At 64.0% G+C, this 14,117-nt stretch carries 26 protein-coding genes; all 26 read right to left on the bottom strand.

Features of this window, described 5'->3' with window-relative positions:
• Positions 1-20: 20 nt before the first annotated feature.
• Positions 21-422: a 30S ribosomal protein S11 gene (rpsK, locus tag GVV86_RS01520; RefSeq protein WP_120164773.1), complete on the bottom strand. Its 402-nt coding sequence runs from the start codon at positions 420-422 to the stop codon at positions 21-23.
• A 140-nt stretch (positions 423-562) separates the two neighbouring features.
• Complete coding sequence (gene rpsM / locus GVV86_RS01515) at positions 563-940, bottom strand: 30S ribosomal protein S13 (protein WP_120164771.1); 378 nt, start codon at positions 938-940, stop codon at positions 563-565.
• 164 nt (positions 941-1,104) lie between these two features.
• The gene (gene rpmJ / locus GVV86_RS01510; protein ID WP_043440658.1) at positions 1,105-1,218 is read right to left on the bottom strand and encodes a 50S ribosomal protein L36; all 114 of its coding nucleotides are present in this window, start codon (positions 1,216-1,218) and stop codon (positions 1,105-1,107) included.
• Positions 1,219-1,239: 21 nt separating this feature from the next.
• Positions 1,240-1,461, bottom strand: a complete 222-nt coding sequence (gene infA / locus GVV86_RS01505) for a translation initiation factor IF-1 (RefSeq protein ID WP_019481515.1) — start codon at positions 1,459-1,461, stop codon at positions 1,240-1,242.
• Between the two features lie 206 nt (positions 1,462-1,667).
• The gene (gene map, locus GVV86_RS01500) at positions 1,668-2,495 is read right to left on the bottom strand and encodes a type I methionyl aminopeptidase (RefSeq protein WP_159801190.1); all 828 of its coding nucleotides are present in this window, start codon (positions 2,493-2,495) and stop codon (positions 1,668-1,670) included.
• A gap of 10 nt (positions 2,496-2,505) precedes the next feature.
• Entirely contained in the window at positions 2,506-3,078 is a 573-nt protein-coding gene (locus GVV86_RS01495; RefSeq protein ID WP_159617659.1) for an adenylate kinase, read from the bottom strand.
• A complete protein-coding gene (gene secY, locus GVV86_RS01490; RefSeq protein ID WP_159617660.1) occupies positions 3,075-4,388 on the bottom strand; it encodes a preprotein translocase subunit SecY in 1,314 nt (437 codons plus the stop codon). The genes GVV86_RS01495 and secY overlap by 4 nt, the downstream gene beginning before the upstream one ends.
• Before the next feature lie 202 nt (positions 4,389-4,590).
• Positions 4,591-5,082 (bottom strand): 50S ribosomal protein L15, encoded by a 492-nt coding sequence (rplO, locus tag GVV86_RS01485; RefSeq protein ID WP_159617661.1) that lies wholly within the window; start codon positions 5,080-5,082, stop codon positions 4,591-4,593.
• The gene (rpmD, locus tag GVV86_RS01480; protein WP_120164763.1) at positions 5,082-5,300 is read right to left on the bottom strand and encodes a 50S ribosomal protein L30; all 219 of its coding nucleotides are present in this window, start codon (positions 5,298-5,300) and stop codon (positions 5,082-5,084) included. Before rpmD ends, rplO begins: the two co-directional genes overlap by 1 nt.
• Positions 5,300-6,037, bottom strand: coding sequence for a 30S ribosomal protein S5 (gene rpsE, locus GVV86_RS01475; RefSeq protein ID WP_120164761.1), 738 nt, complete (start codon positions 6,035-6,037; stop codon positions 5,300-5,302). The genes rpmD and rpsE overlap by 1 nt, the downstream gene beginning before the upstream one ends.
• Positions 6,034-6,417, bottom strand: a complete 384-nt coding sequence (gene rplR / locus GVV86_RS01470) for a 50S ribosomal protein L18 (protein ID WP_120164759.1) — start codon at positions 6,415-6,417, stop codon at positions 6,034-6,036. The genes rpsE and rplR overlap by 4 nt, the downstream gene beginning before the upstream one ends.
• Before the next feature lie 2 nt (positions 6,418-6,419).
• Positions 6,420-6,956 (bottom strand): 50S ribosomal protein L6, encoded by a 537-nt coding sequence (rplF, locus tag GVV86_RS01465; RefSeq protein ID WP_120164758.1) that lies wholly within the window; start codon positions 6,954-6,956, stop codon positions 6,420-6,422.
• A gap of 17 nt (positions 6,957-6,973) precedes the next feature.
• Positions 6,974-7,372, bottom strand: a complete 399-nt coding sequence (rpsH, locus tag GVV86_RS01460) for a 30S ribosomal protein S8 (protein WP_043440638.1) — start codon at positions 7,370-7,372, stop codon at positions 6,974-6,976.
• A 96-nt stretch (positions 7,373-7,468) separates the two neighbouring features.
• Positions 7,469-8,044, bottom strand: a complete 576-nt coding sequence (gene rplE, locus GVV86_RS01455) for a 50S ribosomal protein L5 (protein WP_120164756.1) — start codon at positions 8,042-8,044, stop codon at positions 7,469-7,471.
• Positions 8,044-8,421: a 50S ribosomal protein L24 gene (rplX, locus tag GVV86_RS01450; protein WP_120164755.1), complete on the bottom strand. Its 378-nt coding sequence runs from the start codon at positions 8,419-8,421 to the stop codon at positions 8,044-8,046. The genes rplE and rplX overlap by 1 nt, the downstream gene beginning before the upstream one ends.
• A 3-nt stretch (positions 8,422-8,424) precedes the next feature.
• Positions 8,425-8,793 carry a 50S ribosomal protein L14 gene (gene rplN / locus GVV86_RS01445; protein WP_049829173.1) on the bottom strand — a complete coding sequence of 123 codons (369 nt, stop codon included), beginning with the start codon at positions 8,791-8,793 and terminating at the stop codon, positions 8,425-8,427.
• A gap of 263 nt (positions 8,794-9,056) precedes the next feature.
• On the bottom strand, positions 9,057-9,362 hold the full coding sequence (gene rpsQ / locus GVV86_RS01440) for a 30S ribosomal protein S17 (RefSeq protein WP_159617662.1): 306 nt from the start codon (positions 9,360-9,362) through the stop codon (positions 9,057-9,059).
• Entirely contained in the window at positions 9,359-9,700 is a 342-nt protein-coding gene (gene rpmC, locus GVV86_RS01435; RefSeq protein ID WP_159617663.1) for a 50S ribosomal protein L29, read from the bottom strand. The genes rpsQ and rpmC overlap by 4 nt, the downstream gene beginning before the upstream one ends.
• Position 9,701: 1 nt before the next feature.
• Entirely contained in the window at positions 9,702-10,118 is a 417-nt protein-coding gene (rplP, locus tag GVV86_RS01430; RefSeq protein ID WP_049829176.1) for a 50S ribosomal protein L16, read from the bottom strand.
• Positions 10,119-10,949, bottom strand: coding sequence for a 30S ribosomal protein S3 (rpsC, locus tag GVV86_RS01425; protein WP_120164750.1), 831 nt, complete (start codon positions 10,947-10,949; stop codon positions 10,119-10,121). It lies immediately after the preceding gene.
• Positions 10,950-11,315, bottom strand: a complete 366-nt coding sequence (gene rplV, locus GVV86_RS01420; RefSeq protein ID WP_120164749.1) for a 50S ribosomal protein L22 — start codon at positions 11,313-11,315, stop codon at positions 10,950-10,952.
• Positions 11,316-11,353: 38 nt separating this feature from the next.
• Positions 11,354-11,635: a 30S ribosomal protein S19 gene (gene rpsS, locus GVV86_RS01415; protein WP_026549122.1), complete on the bottom strand. Its 282-nt coding sequence runs from the start codon at positions 11,633-11,635 to the stop codon at positions 11,354-11,356.
• 12 nt (positions 11,636-11,647) lie between these two features.
• Positions 11,648-12,487, bottom strand: coding sequence for a 50S ribosomal protein L2 (rplB, locus tag GVV86_RS01410; RefSeq protein WP_120164747.1), 840 nt, complete (start codon positions 12,485-12,487; stop codon positions 11,648-11,650).
• A 31-nt stretch (positions 12,488-12,518) separates the two neighbouring features.
• Positions 12,519-12,824: a 50S ribosomal protein L23 gene (gene rplW / locus GVV86_RS01405; protein ID WP_120164745.1), complete on the bottom strand. Its 306-nt coding sequence runs from the start codon at positions 12,822-12,824 to the stop codon at positions 12,519-12,521.
• Positions 12,821-13,444, bottom strand: coding sequence for a 50S ribosomal protein L4 (rplD, locus tag GVV86_RS01400; RefSeq protein ID WP_159617664.1), 624 nt, complete (start codon positions 13,442-13,444; stop codon positions 12,821-12,823). The genes rplW and rplD overlap by 4 nt, the downstream gene beginning before the upstream one ends.
• A gap of 4 nt (positions 13,445-13,448) precedes the next feature.
• Positions 13,449-14,105 (bottom strand): 50S ribosomal protein L3, encoded by a 657-nt coding sequence (gene rplC / locus GVV86_RS01395; protein ID WP_159617665.1) that lies wholly within the window; start codon positions 14,103-14,105, stop codon positions 13,449-13,451.
• Positions 14,106-14,117: the final 12 nt, after the last annotated feature.

The following is a 14,117-nucleotide window of genomic DNA, read 5'->3' as shown; positions in this document are numbered from 1 at the left end:
TGCGGTGGCCGAAAAGCCGATTAGACGCGGCGGCGCTTCGGGGGGCGGCAGCCGTTGTGGGCGCTGGGGGTGACGTCCGAGATGGAGCCAACCTCCAGGCCGGTGGCCTGCAGCGAGCGAATTGCGGTTTCGCGTCCCGATCCCGGGCCCTTGACGAAGACGTCGACCTTGCGGACGCCGTGCTCCTGAGCGCGCTTCGCAGCGGCTTCAGCAGCCAGCTGCGCAGCGAACGGGGTGGACTTACGTGAGCCCTTGAACCCAACCTCGCCGGCGGAGGCCCAGGAGATGACTGCTCCGCTGGGGTCCGTGATCGAGACGATGGTGTTGTTGAAGGTGCTCTTGATGTGCGCCTGGCCGAGCGCGATATTCTTCTTATCCTTGCGACGCGGCTTGCGCACCGCTCCACGAGTCTTGGGGGGCATTACTTCTCCTACGAAGGTATTGGGTAAAGCATTGGGTCAGCTCGAAGTTCCAACCGGAGACCCTACTTAAAGGGCCCCTGATGGCGAGGGTCCCCTGGCCGGGCGAGCTTTGCGAGCCCGGTTAGGGAGCCGTCAGGGAACTAGCGGCCGGCCTTCTTCTTGCCTGCGACGGTGCGCTTCGGGCCCTTGCGGGTACGAGCGTTGGTCTTCGTGCGCTGTCCACGCACGGGAAGGCCGCGGCGGTGCCGAATGCCTTCGTAGCTGCCGATTTCGACCTTGCGGCGGATGTCGGCTGCGACCTCGCGCCGGAGGTCGCCCTCAACCTTGAAGTTTCCTTCAACGTAGTCGCGGAGCTGGACGAGCTCTGCATCGGTGAGGTCCTTCACGCGGGTGTTGGGGCTGATGCCCGTATCCGCGATCGTCTTCTCTGCACGGGTCTTGCCCACGCCGTAGATGTAAGTAAGCGCGATGACAACCCGCTTTTCGCGGGGGATGTCTACGCCAGCGAGACGTGCCATAGAGGCTGTTCTCCTTTGGTGATACCGGAGGTCTGAGCCAAAGCGTACCCGGAAGGTTTTCCGGTCCCCGGCCTCCGTGCCGGGGGTGTGCACTGCGCGGAAGCGCGATGCTGCTTTGCCTTAATGAACTGAACTACGCGTGGGGTCGACCTCTAGGAGGCTGATTAACCCTGGCGCTGCTTGTGGCGCGGGTTTTCGCAGATGACGAGAACGTTGCCCTTGCGGCGAACCACCTGGCACTTTTCACAGATCCGCTTCACGCTCGGGTTGACCTTCATGGTTTTCCTTCGAGTTGATTCTTATTTGTAGCGGTAGACAATACGGCCCCGGGTGAGGTCGTACGGGCTGAGTTCCACTACTACCCGGTCCTCAGGAAGGATTCGAATGTAGTGCTGGCGCATCTTTCCCGAGATGTGGGCGAGAACAATGTGACCGTTGGCCAACTCAACGCGGAACATCGCGTTGGGCAGCGCCTCGTTCACAGTGCCTTCAATCTCAATGACACCGTCTTTCTTGGCCATATCCTCCGCTAACGTCGATGCCCACCGCTTGCACGGTGGACGGGTTTGGGTTTTGATTGTCTGACCTCGGGGCGGCGACGGCTCGTAAGCCGGCGGGCCGCCCGGCCCGAAATGGGCACAAAAAGCAGAGACAACCAACAGACAACACTACGCCATGGGCGCGGAGAAGTTAAATCGGTGTCCTGCGGATGCGGTCGGACGGGAGCTCAGGCGCGGACGGGAACCGGGACTACGCCGAGCGGTTCAAGCTTCGACGCTCCGCCGTCTTCGGCGCTGAGCACCCAGATGCCGCCGTCGTGGACGGCCACGGTGTGCTCCCACTGCGAGGCGCGCTTGCCGTCGGTGGTGACCACGGTCCAGTCGTCGTCGAGCACCTTGGTCTCGAGTCCCCCAAGGACGAGCATCGGCTCGATGGCCAGGCAGAGCCCGGGGCGGACCTTCGGCCCGCGGTGCGAGCTGCGGTAGTTCAGGACGTCGGGCTCCTGGTGCATCCGGGTTCCGATGCCGTGTCCCACGTAGTCCTCAAGGATGCCGAGCCGCTGGCCCGGAAGCTCAGAGACGTAGTCGTCGATGGCGGCCCCAATGTCGCCCACGTGCTTGGCGCCGGCAAGGGCGGCGATCCCCCGCCACATCGCCTCCTCGGTGACCTGCGACAGGCGCACGTCCTCCTCCCGCGGCGTCCCCACGATGGTGGTGCGTGCGGAGTCGGCGTGCCAGCCGTTCACGACGGCGCCGGCGTCGATGGAGATGATGTCCCCGTCCTGCAGCACGTAGTCCCCGGGGATGCCGTGGACCACCTCCTCGTTGACCGACGTGCAGATGCTGGCGGGGAAGCCGTGGTAGCCCAGGAAGTTCGAGGTGGCCCCGGCATCCCGGAGCACCTCCTCGAACACGGTATTCAGCTCGCGGGTGCTGACCCCTACCCGGGCGGCCCCGACCGCGGCGTCGAGTCCGCGGGACAGTACCAGGCCGGCCTCGCGCATGCTCAGGATCTGGCGGGGTGTTTTGTACTCAATCTTGGGCTGGCGCAAAATGTCCGGCGGCCTAGCTGGCGACCTTGAGCGCGTTCATGACCCGCTCGGTGACCTCGTCGATGCTGCCGATCCCGTTCACCTGGGTGACGATGCCGCGCTCGGTGTACTGCGAGACGACCGGCGCGGTCTGCTCGTGGTACAGGCGCAGCCGGTGCCGGATGACGTCCTGGTTGTCGTCGCTGCGCCCGTCAAGGGACGCACGTCCCAGCAGCCGGCGCACCAGCTCCTCGTCCTCGGCCGTGAGCTGAAGCACCACGTCGAGGCTCAAGGAGTTCTCGGCGAGGATGTCGTCGAGCTCGGCCACCTGGGCGGCCGTGCGCGGGTAGCCGTCGAGCAGGAAGCCGTCCTGCACGTCGTCGGCCTTCAGCCGGTCGCGCACCATGAGGTTGGTGACGCTGTCGGGCACGAAGTCCCCCGCATCCATGTACTTCTTCGCCTCGACGCCCAGCGGCGTCTCGCGCTTGACGTTGTCGCGGAAGATGTCGCCGGTGGAGATGGCGACCACGCCGAGGCGCTCGGAGATGCGCGCTGCCTGCGTTCCCTTGCCCGAACCCGGAGGGCCGATAATCAGCATTCTTGTCATCGGAGGAGCCCTTCGTAGTGGCGCTGCTGGAGCTGCGCGTCGATCTGCTTTACGGTTTCCAGCCCCACGCCCACCATGATCAGGATCGACGTGCCGCCGAACGGGAAGTTCTGGTTGGCGCCGATCGCCACCAGGGCGATCAGCGGGATCAGGGCGACGAGGCCCAGGTAGATCGCGCCCGGCAGGGTGATACGGGAGAGCACGTATTGCAGGTACTCCGCCGTGGGGCGGCCGGCCCGGATACCCGGGATGAAGCCGCCGTACTTCTTCATGTTCTCGGAGACCTCGTCCGGGTTGAACGTGATCGCCACGTAGAAGTACGTGAAGAACACGATCATCAGGAAGTACACCGCCATGTACAGCGGGTGGTCACCGGTCGCGAGGTAGGTGGTGATCCAGTTGACCCACTCCGGCGGCGGCGTCTGGCCGTCCGTGGGGGTGTTGAACTGCGCGATCAGCGTCGGCAGGTACAGCATGGAGGACGCGAAGATCACGGGGATCACGCCGGCCATGTTGACCTTGATCGGGATGTAGGTGCTGCTGCCGCCGAGGGTGCGGCGCCCGATCATCCGCTTGGCGTACTGCACGGGGATGCGGCGCTGGGACTGCTCGACGAAAATGACGAGCGCCACGACCACCACGCCCATGAGCATCACGCCCAGGAAGACCGTCCAGCCCTGGGTGCGCAGGATCTCGCCGAGGGAGGTGGGGAAGCTTGCCACGATGGCGGTGAAGATCAGCAGGGACATGCCGTTGCCGACACCCCTCTCGGTGATCAGCTCGCCCATCCACATGATGAGGCCGGTGCCCGCGGTAAGGGTGATGATCAGCAGGATGATGGTGATCAGGGAGTCGTCCGGGATCAGCGGCACCGGGCAGTCGCCCAGCAGAGCCCCGGAGCGCGCGAGCGACACCAGCGTCGTCGCGTTGAGCAGGCCGAGGGCGATCGTGAGGTAGCGCGTGTACTGGGTCAGCCGCGACTGGCCCTGGGCGCCTTCCTCATGGAGTTCCTGGAAGCGGGGAATCACGACGCGCAGCAGCTGCGTGATGATGCTCGCGGTGATGTAGGGGGTGATGCCCAGGGCGAAGACCGACACCTGCAGCAGGGCACCGCCGCTGAACAGGTTGACGAACTCGTAGAGGCCGCCCTGCGTGTTGCCAAGGCTCAGGCACTGCTGGACGTTGCCGTAGTCGACTCCGGGGGCCGGGATGAACGCGCCGAGCCGGAAGATGGTGATGATGCCCAGCGTGAACAACAGCTTGCGCCGCAAGTCTGGCGTCCGGAATGCCCGGCCAATAGCGCTTAGCAAGCGTCCTCCTGAAGGTCTTGGATGTCCGAAGCGGACAGTACACAACAACCGAGTCTAACGGTCGAAGCCCGATGTCTGAGAACCGGGCGGAGATGAGCCGGCGCTTAAGCCGGAAAACTCCTGGTGGGCCGGATTGCACCGGCCCACCAAGAGTCTAGTTCCTGGCCGTGGTTGAACACAGCCGGATCACGAGCGGATCTGCCTAAAGCTGGCTGATTGAGCCGCCGGCGGCGGCGATCTTCTCGGCTGCGGTCGAGGAGAAGCGGTTAGCCTTCACATCGACTGCCACGGTGATGTCGCCGGTCCCCAGCACCTTCACGGGCTGGTTCTTGCGCACCGCACCCAGGGCGACGAGCGACTCGACGGTCACTTCGCCACCGTTGGGGTAGAGCTCCGAGATCTTGTCCAGGTTTACAACCTGGAACTCGACGCGGAACGGGTTCTTGAACCCGCGCAGCTTGGGCAGACGCATGTGCAGCGGCAGCTGGCCGCCTGCGAATCCTGCCTTCACCTGGTAGCGGGCTGCGGTTCCCTTGGTGCCACGGCCTGCCGTCTTACCCTTCGAACCTTCACCACGGCCCACACGGGTCTTCTTGGTTTTGGCTCCGGGGGCCGGACGCAGGTGGTGGACCTTCAGAGCGTGAACGCGCTCCGTCTTTCCTTCGGCTACAGCCGCTGTCTTTTCCTCTGCCATTACTTGGCCTCCTCAACCTTCAAGAGGTGCGGAACCGTGTTGACCATGCCGACGGTCACAGCATCGGCTTCACGGACCACGGTGTGGCCGATCCGCTTCAGTCCGAGGGACCGCAGGGTGTCGCGCTGGTTCTGCTTGCCGCCAATGGCGGACTTGATCTGAGTGATCTGCAGCTTCGCCGTGCTCACCTGCACGCGCTTGGGAGTGATCGCGGTCATTACGCACCTACCTTCTGTGCTGCGATGGCGCGGAGCATCTGGTGCGAGGCAACCTCGTCCAGGGGCAGGCCACGGCGGGCTGCCACGGCCTGGGGCTCTTCGAGCCTCTGCAGCGCGTCAACGGTCGCGTGAACGATGTTGATGGCGTTGGAGGAACCGAGGGACTTCGACAGGACGTCGTGGATGCCTGCGCACTCGAGGATCGCGCGGACCGGACCACCGGCGATAACACCGGTACCCGGGGATGCGGGACGAAGGAGTACGACGCCGGCAGCGGCTTCACCCTGCACCAGGTGCGGGATGGTTCCACCGATGCGCGGGACGCGGAACATCGTCTTCTTGGCTTCCTCGACGGCCTTCTGGATGGCCGAGGGAACTTCCTTGGCCTTTCCGTAGCCGACGCCGACCATGCCGTTGCCGTCGCCTACCACCACGAGGGCGGTGAAGCTGAAGCGGCGGCCGCCCTTGACGACCTTGGCGACGCGGTTGATGGTGACGACGCGCTCAATGAACTTGTCCTTGTCGTCACGGCCGCCGTCGCGCCCGTCGCGGCCACCACGGCCACCACGGTCGCTCTTGCCGCCACGCTCGCCGCCGCGCCCGCTTCCGCGGGAGCCACGGTCGCCTCGGCTGTCGGCCGATGCGGTCTCAGTCGAACCGGCAGCCGGGGCGTCGGTTGCTGGCTGCTCTGTAGCCGTATTCAATGGCGCTTCCTTTGCCTTGTTTTCTTCGGTCACAGTGACAGCCCACCTTCGCGTGCGCCGTCTGCGATGGCCGCGACACGGCCGTGGTACTTGTTACCGCCGCGGTCGAAAACGACAGCTTCGATACCGGCAGCCTTCGCGCGCTCTGCGACGAGCCCGCCAACACGCTTGGCCTTGGCGGTCTTGTCGCCGTCAAAGGCGCGCAGGTCCGCTTCGAGCGTCGAGGCGGAAGCCACGGTGATGCCCTTGGTGTCGTCGACGACCTGCACGAATACGTGGCGGGCCGAACGGTTGACGACCAGGCGCGGACGGACCGCGGTCCCCGAGACGCGCTTGCGCACGCGCAGGTGGCGGCGTCCGCGGGAGGCGGACTTGCTCTTGGAGGAGCGCTTCTTATTGATGCTGATTGCCATGGTTACTTACCGGCCTTTCCGACCTTGCGGCGGATGATCTCGCCTGCATAGCGGATGCCCTTGCCCTTGTACGGGTCGGGCTTGCGCAGCTTGCGGATGTTTGCAGCGACCTCGCCGACCTGCTGCTTGTTGATGCCCGACACCGAAAGCTTGGTGGGGGAATCGACAGTCAGGACAATGCCCTCGGGGGCCTTGACGGCAACCGGGTGGCTGTAGCCCAGAGCGAACTCCAGGTCGCTTCCCTTGGCCTGGACACGGTAACCCGTGCCCACGATCTCAAGGTTCTTCTTGTACCCCTCGGTGACTCCGACGATCATGTTGGAGATCAGCGTGCGGGTGAGGCCGTGCAGTGAGCGCGAAACGCGCTCGTCATTGGGCCGGCTGACGGTGAGGGTGCTGTCCTCGAGCGAGACCTCGATCGGGCTGGGCACGGTGTGGCTCAGCTCGCCCTTGGATCCCTTGACGGAGACTTCACTGCCGTTGACCTTGACCTCAACACCTGCAGGTACGGTGATGGGGAGACGTCCAATACGTGACATTTTTCTTTCCCTTCCCGCTACCAGACGTAGGCGAGGACTTCCCCACCCACACCCTTCTTGGATGCCTGGCGGTCCGTGAGCAGACCGGAGGACGTGGACAGGATGGCAATTCCAAGGCCGCCCAGCACGTGGGGCAGGTTGGTGGACTTCGCGTAAACGCGGAGACCCGGCTTGGAGATGCGGCGGATGCCGGCGATGGAACGCTGGCGGTCCGGGCCGAACTTGAGGTCGATGGTCAGCTTCTTGCCGACCTCCGCTTCCTCTTCCTTCCAGCCGGCGATGTAGCCTTCGGCCTTCAGGATGTCGGCTACGCGAGCCTTGAGCTTGCTGTACGGCATCGACACGGAGTCGTGGTACGCCGAGTTTGCATTGCGCAGACGCGTGAGCATGTCTGCGACAGGATCTGTCATTGTCATGTGGGCTCTTGCCCTTCCTCGTAACGGTTTCCGGATCCCGGGTCAGGAGCGGGCTTTCGCTCGCCCCGGCCGGAACGGACCTGCAACGTAGTTAGATTAATCTTCGGATTTGAACGGGAAGCCAAGCGCCTTCAGCAGCGCGCGGCCCTCGGCGTCGGTCTTGGCGGTGGTGACGACGGTGATGTCCATGCCACGCACGCGGTCGATACGGTCCTGGTCGATCTCGTGGAACATCGACTGCTCCGTGAGGCCGAAGGTGTAGTTGCCGTTGCCGTCGAACTGCTTGCCGTTGAGGCCGCGGAAGTCGCGGATACGGGGCAGGGCGAGGGACACCAGGCGGTCGACGAATTCCCACATGCGGTCGCCGCGCAGCGTCGCGTGGGCGCCGATGGGCATACCCTCACGAAGCTTGAACTGGGCGATGGACTTGCGGGCCTTGGTCACCTGGGGCTTCTGGCCGGTGATCGCGGTGAGGTCCTTGACGGCGCCGTCGATGAGCTTGGAGTCCTTGGCGGCATCTCCAACACCCATGTTCACGACAACCTTCACCAGGCGCGGAACCTGGTTGACGTTGGCGTAGCTGAACTCTTCCTGCAGGGCAGACTTGATTTCAGCGGCGTAGCGGGCCTTGAGGCGAGGGAGAACCTTGGTCTCTGCGGTTTCAACAGTCATTACAGATCCTTCCCTGATGACTTGGCCACGCGGATGCGGACGGTGCGCTGCCGGCCGTCGCGCTCGACGGTCTCGGTGCGGTAGCCCACGCGGGTCGGCTTCTTGGTCTCGGGGTCAACGATGGCAACGTTGCTGATGTGCAGCGGTGCCTCGACGACCTGGATGCCGCCGCCGTGGCTGTGACCCTCATGCTGGGTGGCCTTGGTGTGCTTGGTGATCCGGTTGATGCCCTCGACGAGCACGCGGTTGGTCTCCGGGAACACCTTGAGGACCTTGCCCTGCTTGCCGCGGTCGCCGCCGCGCTCCTGCTTGGCTCCGGTGATGACCTGAACCAGGTCACCCTTCTTGATCTTGAGCTTTCCAGTCTTCTGTGCCATGGGCTAGAGCACCTCCGGCGCCAGTGAAATGATCTTCATGAAACGCTTGTCGCGCAGTTCGCGGCCGACAGGGCCGAAGATACGGGTACCGCGGGGGTCGCCGTCGTTCTTCAGGATCACTGCTGCGTTTTCATCAAACTTGATGTAGGAACCGTCCGCGCGGCGGCGTTCCTTCTTGGTGCGGACGATGACCGCCTTGACGACGTCGCCCTTCTTGACGTTGCCGCCGGGGATTGCGTCCTTGACGGTGGCGACGATGACGTCGCCGATGCCTGCGTAGCGGCGTCCGGATCCTCCGAGAACACGGATGGTCAAGATTTCCTTGGCCCCCGTGTTGTCGGCGACCTTGAGCCGCGACTCCTGCTGAATCACTTATTACTCCTGTCGTCGCGCTGGTTCTCTCATCGAGCCTTGCGGAACGGATATGGGTGGGCCCCGTAATACTGGTACTCAGCACAAATGCGCGCCGAAACGCGCTGCGGTTTAGAGCGGATTTGTGTTGAACAAGATCATCGGGCTTTTGCCTATTTGCCGGTGTGAGGGCATGCGCCAGCCCACCAGACAGACAAGATTCTTATCGTATCGCGAAAATGCCCCGGACACGAATCGTGTCCGGGGCATCTGCGCAGCTGGTGCTACTTGGCCTTTTCGATGACCTCGACCAGGCGCCACCGCTTGGTGGCGGACAGCGGCCGGGTCTCCGAGATGAGAACCAGGTCGCCGATGCCGGCGGTGTTCTCTTCGTCGTGGGCCTTGACCTTCGACGTACGGCGCAGAACCTTGCCGTACAGCGCGTGCTTGACGCGGTCCTCCACCTGGACGGTGATGGTCTTGTTCATCTTGTCCGAAACGACGTAGCCGCGGCGGACCTTGCGGTACCCGCGAGCCTCGGCGTCGGTTCCAGTTGCGTCGGTCACGGCTTCGCTCTTCTGCTCACTCATTTGGCGTCCTCCTCAGAAGCCTCGGTGTCCACGGACTTGGCGTCCTTAGTGGAGGCCTTCTTGGATTTCTTGGCCGGCTTCTCCTCGGTCTTTGCTTCCTCAACGGTCACAACGACGTCGGGCCGGATGCCCAGCTCGCGCTCACGCAGCACCGTGTAGATGCGGGCGATGTCGCGCTTGACCAGGCGCAGGCGGCCATGGCTTTCCAGCTGGCCTGTGGCCGACTGGAAGCGGAGGTTGAACAGCTCCTCCTTGGCCTTGCGGAGCTCCTCGACGAGACGATCCTTATCGAACCCGTCAAGCTGATCCGTTCCTAGTTCCTTTGAACCCACTGCCATGCTATTCACCACCCTCACGACGCACGATGCGTGCCTTCAACGGCAGCTTGTGGATCGCGAGGCGCAGGGCTTCGCGGGCTACCTCTTCGGAAACACCGGACAGTTCAAACAGAACCCGTCCCGGCTTGACGTTGGCCACCCACCACTCGGGCGAACCCTTACCGGAACCCATGCGGGTTTCGGCAGGCTTCTTGGTCAACGGACGGTCCGGATAGATGTTGATCCAGACCTTGCCGCCACGCTTGATGTGGCGGGTCATGGCGATACGGGCCGACTCGATCTGGCGGTTGGTGACGTATGCCGGGCTCAGAGCCTGGATACCCCATTCGCCAAAGCTGACCTCGGTGCCGCCGGTCGCAGCGCCGGAACGACCCGGGTGGTGCTGCTTACGGAACTTGACTCGACGTGGGATAAGCATTTAAGCCTGTCCTCCTTCAGCCGCTGCGGGAGCTGCGGCGGTTTCGGCGGGTGCAGCTGCCGGCGCCTCGGCGGCGGGACGGCGGCGGCGGTCTCCGCCGCGGTCGCGGTCGCCACCGGCGGGGCCACGGCCCGGACGGTCTCCGCCACGGCCACGCGACGGAGCTGCTGCAGCCTGGGCTGCCAGTTCCTTCGCGGTGACGTCACCCTTGTAGATCCAGACCTTCACGCCGATGCGGCCGAAGGTGGTCTTGGCTTCGAAGAACCCGTAGTCGATGTTCGCGCGGAGGGTGTGCAGGGGCACACGGCCTTCGCGGTAGAACTCCGAGCGGCTCATTTCGGCGCCACCCAGGCGGCCGGAGCACTGGACACGGATGCCCTTGGCTCCTGCGCGCTGTGCCGACTGCATTGCCTTCTTCATCGCGCGGCGGAAGGCCACGCGGGAGGAAAGCTGCTCGGCGACGCCCTGGGCGACAAGCTGAGCCTCGATCTCGGGGTTCTTGACCTCGAGGATGTTCAGCTGAACCTGCTTGCCGGTGAGCTTTTCGAGCTCGCCGCGGATGCGGTCCGCTTCGGCGCCGCGGCGGCCGATGACGATGCCCGGACGTGCCGTGTGGATATCCACGCGGACACGGTCGCGGGTGCGCTCGATCTCGACCTTGGCGATGCCGGCGCGGTCCATGCCCGTGGACATGAGCTGACGGATCTTGATGTCCTCGCGGACGAAGTCCCTGTAGCGCTGGCCCGGCTTGTTGCTGTCAGCAAACCAGTGAGACCTGTGGTCCGTGGTGATGCCGAGTCGGAACCCATGCGGGTTTACTTTCTGTCCCACTTAGCGGACCTCCACTTTCTCAGGGGTAGCGACTACAACTGTGATGTGGCTGGTCCGCTTGTTGATGCGGAACGCGCGGCCCTGGGCACGCGGACGGAACCGCTTCATCGTGGGGCCTTCATCGACAAATGCTTCGCTGATGACCAGGTCGCCCTCGTCGAAAGCAACGCCATCGCGGTCCGCGAGAACGCGGGCATTGGCCATTGCTGACTGAACTACCTTGAATACCGGCTCTGAAGCAACCTGTGGGGCAAACTTCAGAATAGCCAGAGCCTCATTCGCCTGCTTACCACGAACAAGGTTGACGACGCGCCGGGCCTTCATAGGCGTTACGCGGATATGACGCGCAATTGCCTTGGCTTCCATTGCTTTCCTTCTCTCGTCTTAGCCGTAAAAGCCAGCGCCTAGCGGCGCTTGCCCTTGCGGTCGTCCTTAACATGGCCGCGGAAGGTCCGCGTAGGAGCGAATTCGCCGAGCTTGTGCCCGACCATCGACTCGGTGACAAACACCGGAATGTGCTTGCGTCCGTCGTGCACCGCGATCGTGTGCCCGAGCATGTCGGGGACGATCATGGAGCGGCGGGACCACGTCTTGATGACGTTCTTTGTGCCCGATTCGTTCTCGCGAGCGACCTTTACGTAAAGGTGCTGATCGACGAAGGGGCCTTTCTTCAGGCTGCGTGGCATGTTCCCAGGCTCCTATCGCTTGTTCTTGCCGGAACGACGACGACGCACAATAAGTGAATCGCTTTCCTTGTTGGGACGGCGGGTGCGTCCCTCTGCCTTGCCGTTGGGGTTGACCGGGTGGCGTCCACCGGAGGTCTTACCTTCACCACCACCGTGGGGGTGGTCGACGGGGTTCATGGCCACACCACGGACGGTCGGGCGGATGCCCTTCCAGCGGTTACGGCCGGCCTTGCCCCAGTTGATGTTCGACTGCTCGGCGTTGCCGACCTCGCCGACCGTTGCACGGCAGCGGACGTCGACGTTGCGGATTTCACCGGAAGGCAGACGCAGCTGGGCGAAGCGACCTTCCTTGGCGACGAGCTGGACGGACGCACCGGCGGAGCGGGCCATCTTGGCGCCGCCGCCCGGACGGAGCTCCACAGCGTGGATGACCGTACCAACGGGGATGTTGCGCAGCGGAAGGTTGTTGCCGGGCTTGATGTCAGCCCCGGCTCCGGCCTCGACGAAGTCGCCCTGCTTGAGCTTGTTCGGCGCAACGATGTAGCGCTTGGTGCCATCAACGTAGTGCAGGAGTGCGATGCGCGCCGTGCGGTTGGGATCGTATTCGATCTCAGCTACGCGGGCGTCAACGCCGTCCTTGTCGTGTCGGCGGAAGTCGATCAGACGGTACTGACGCTTGTGTCCACCACCCTTGTGACGGGTCGTGATCTTGCCGGTGTTGTTACGGCCGCCCTTCTTGGGGAGCGGACGCACCAGGGACTTCTCCGGTGTCGATCGTGTGATTTCTGCGAAGTCGGCAACGCTGGAGCCGCGGCGGCCCGGCGTTGTCGGCTTGTATTTACGGATTCCCATGTGTCATTTCCTCGTTAAAGTGGTCTCCGCTCTAGGCGAGCGGACCGCCGAAGATGTCGATTGTGCCTTCTTTGAGGGACACAATGGCACGCTTGGTGCCCTTGCGCTGTCCCCAGCCGAACTTGGTGCGCTTGCGCTTACCGACACGGTTGATGGTGTTGATCGAGTCGACCTTGACGGAGAAAATCTTCTCCACGGCCAGCTTGATCTCTTCCTTGTTGGAACGCGGGTCGACCAGGAAGGTGTACTTACCTTCGTCGATCAGGCCGTAGCTCTTTTCCGAGACGACGGGTGCAATGACGACGTCGCGCGGATCCTTTGCGATGCTGCCGCTCACTTGGCCTCCTCCTTCGATGTTGCGTCAGCCGACTGGACGAACACGTCGTAGGCGGCCTTCGTGAAGATCACATCGTCGGAAACCAGCACGTCGTACGTGTTGAGCTGGTCAACGTACAGCACGTGAACCCCGGGGACGTTGCGTACCGACAGAGCCGATACGTCGTTGGCGCGCTCGATGACCACGAGCAGGTTGGGCCGCTCGGAGATCGAACGCAGCGTCTCGATGGCACCCTTGGTCGACGGCTTGTCGCCGGCCACCAGGGACTCAAGAACGTGGATGCGGCCGTTGCGGGCGCGGTCCGAGAGGGCTCCGCGCAGCGCGGCGGCCTTCATCTTCTTGGGGGTGCGCTGGCTGTAGTCGCGGGGCGTGGGCCCGTGGACAACGCCACCACCGGTCATGTGCGGGGCGCGGATCGAACCCTGGCGGGCGCGGCCGGTGCCCTTCTGCTTGAACGGCTTGCGGCCTGCACCGCTCACCTCGGCGCGGGTCTTGGTCTTGTGGGTACCCTGACGGGCAGCCGCAAGCTGGGCCACGACAACCTGGTGCAGCAGCGGCACGTTCGTCTGAACGTCGAAGATCTCTGCGGGGAGATCAACCTTTACTGTTTGGACAGCCATCTGGCTATGCTCCCTTCACGGCGGTGCGTACGAGGACGACCTGGCCGCGGGCGCCGGGTACAGCGCCCTTGATCAGCAGCAGCGACTTCTCGGCGTCCACGCCGTGAACCGTGAGGTTCAGCGTGGTCTGGCGAACGGCGCCCATGCGGCCGGCCATTTTCATGCCCCGGAAGACGCGGCTGGGGGTGGACGCACCACCGATGGAGCCGGGCTTGCGGTGGTTCTTGTGGGCACCGTGCGAGGCACCGACGCCGTGGAAACCGTGGCGCTTCATGACGCCGGCAAAGCCCTTGCCCTTGGTGGTGCCGATAACGTCGACCGTCTGGCCGGCAGCGAACATCTCAACGGAGAGTTCCTGGCCCAGCTCGTAGGTGTCGGCGTCGGCGGTGCGCAGCTCGACCACGTGACGGCGCGGGGTGACCCCGGCCTTGTCGAAGTGGCCTGCCAGCGGCTTGGTCACCTTGCGGGGGTCGATCTGGCCGAAGCCGATCTGCACGGCGCTGTAGCCGTCCTTGTCCGCGGTGCGCAGCTGCGTGATGACGTTCGAGTCTGCCTGGACGACGGTGACAGGAACGAGGAGATTGTTCTCATCCCAGACCTGGGTCATGCCGAGCTTGATGCCCAGCAGGCCCTTGACCTGGCGCGTAAGTGAAGTAGACATGTGTATCCGCTC

Source organism: Arthrobacter zhaoguopingii, assembly GCF_009828595.1.
In the GTDB taxonomy this organism is placed as follows: domain Bacteria; phylum Actinomycetota; class Actinomycetes; order Actinomycetales; family Micrococcaceae; genus Arthrobacter_D; species Arthrobacter_D zhaoguopingii.
Note: the sequence above shows the minus strand (reverse complement) of the source record. Positions and strands in the feature narration are given on the sequence as shown.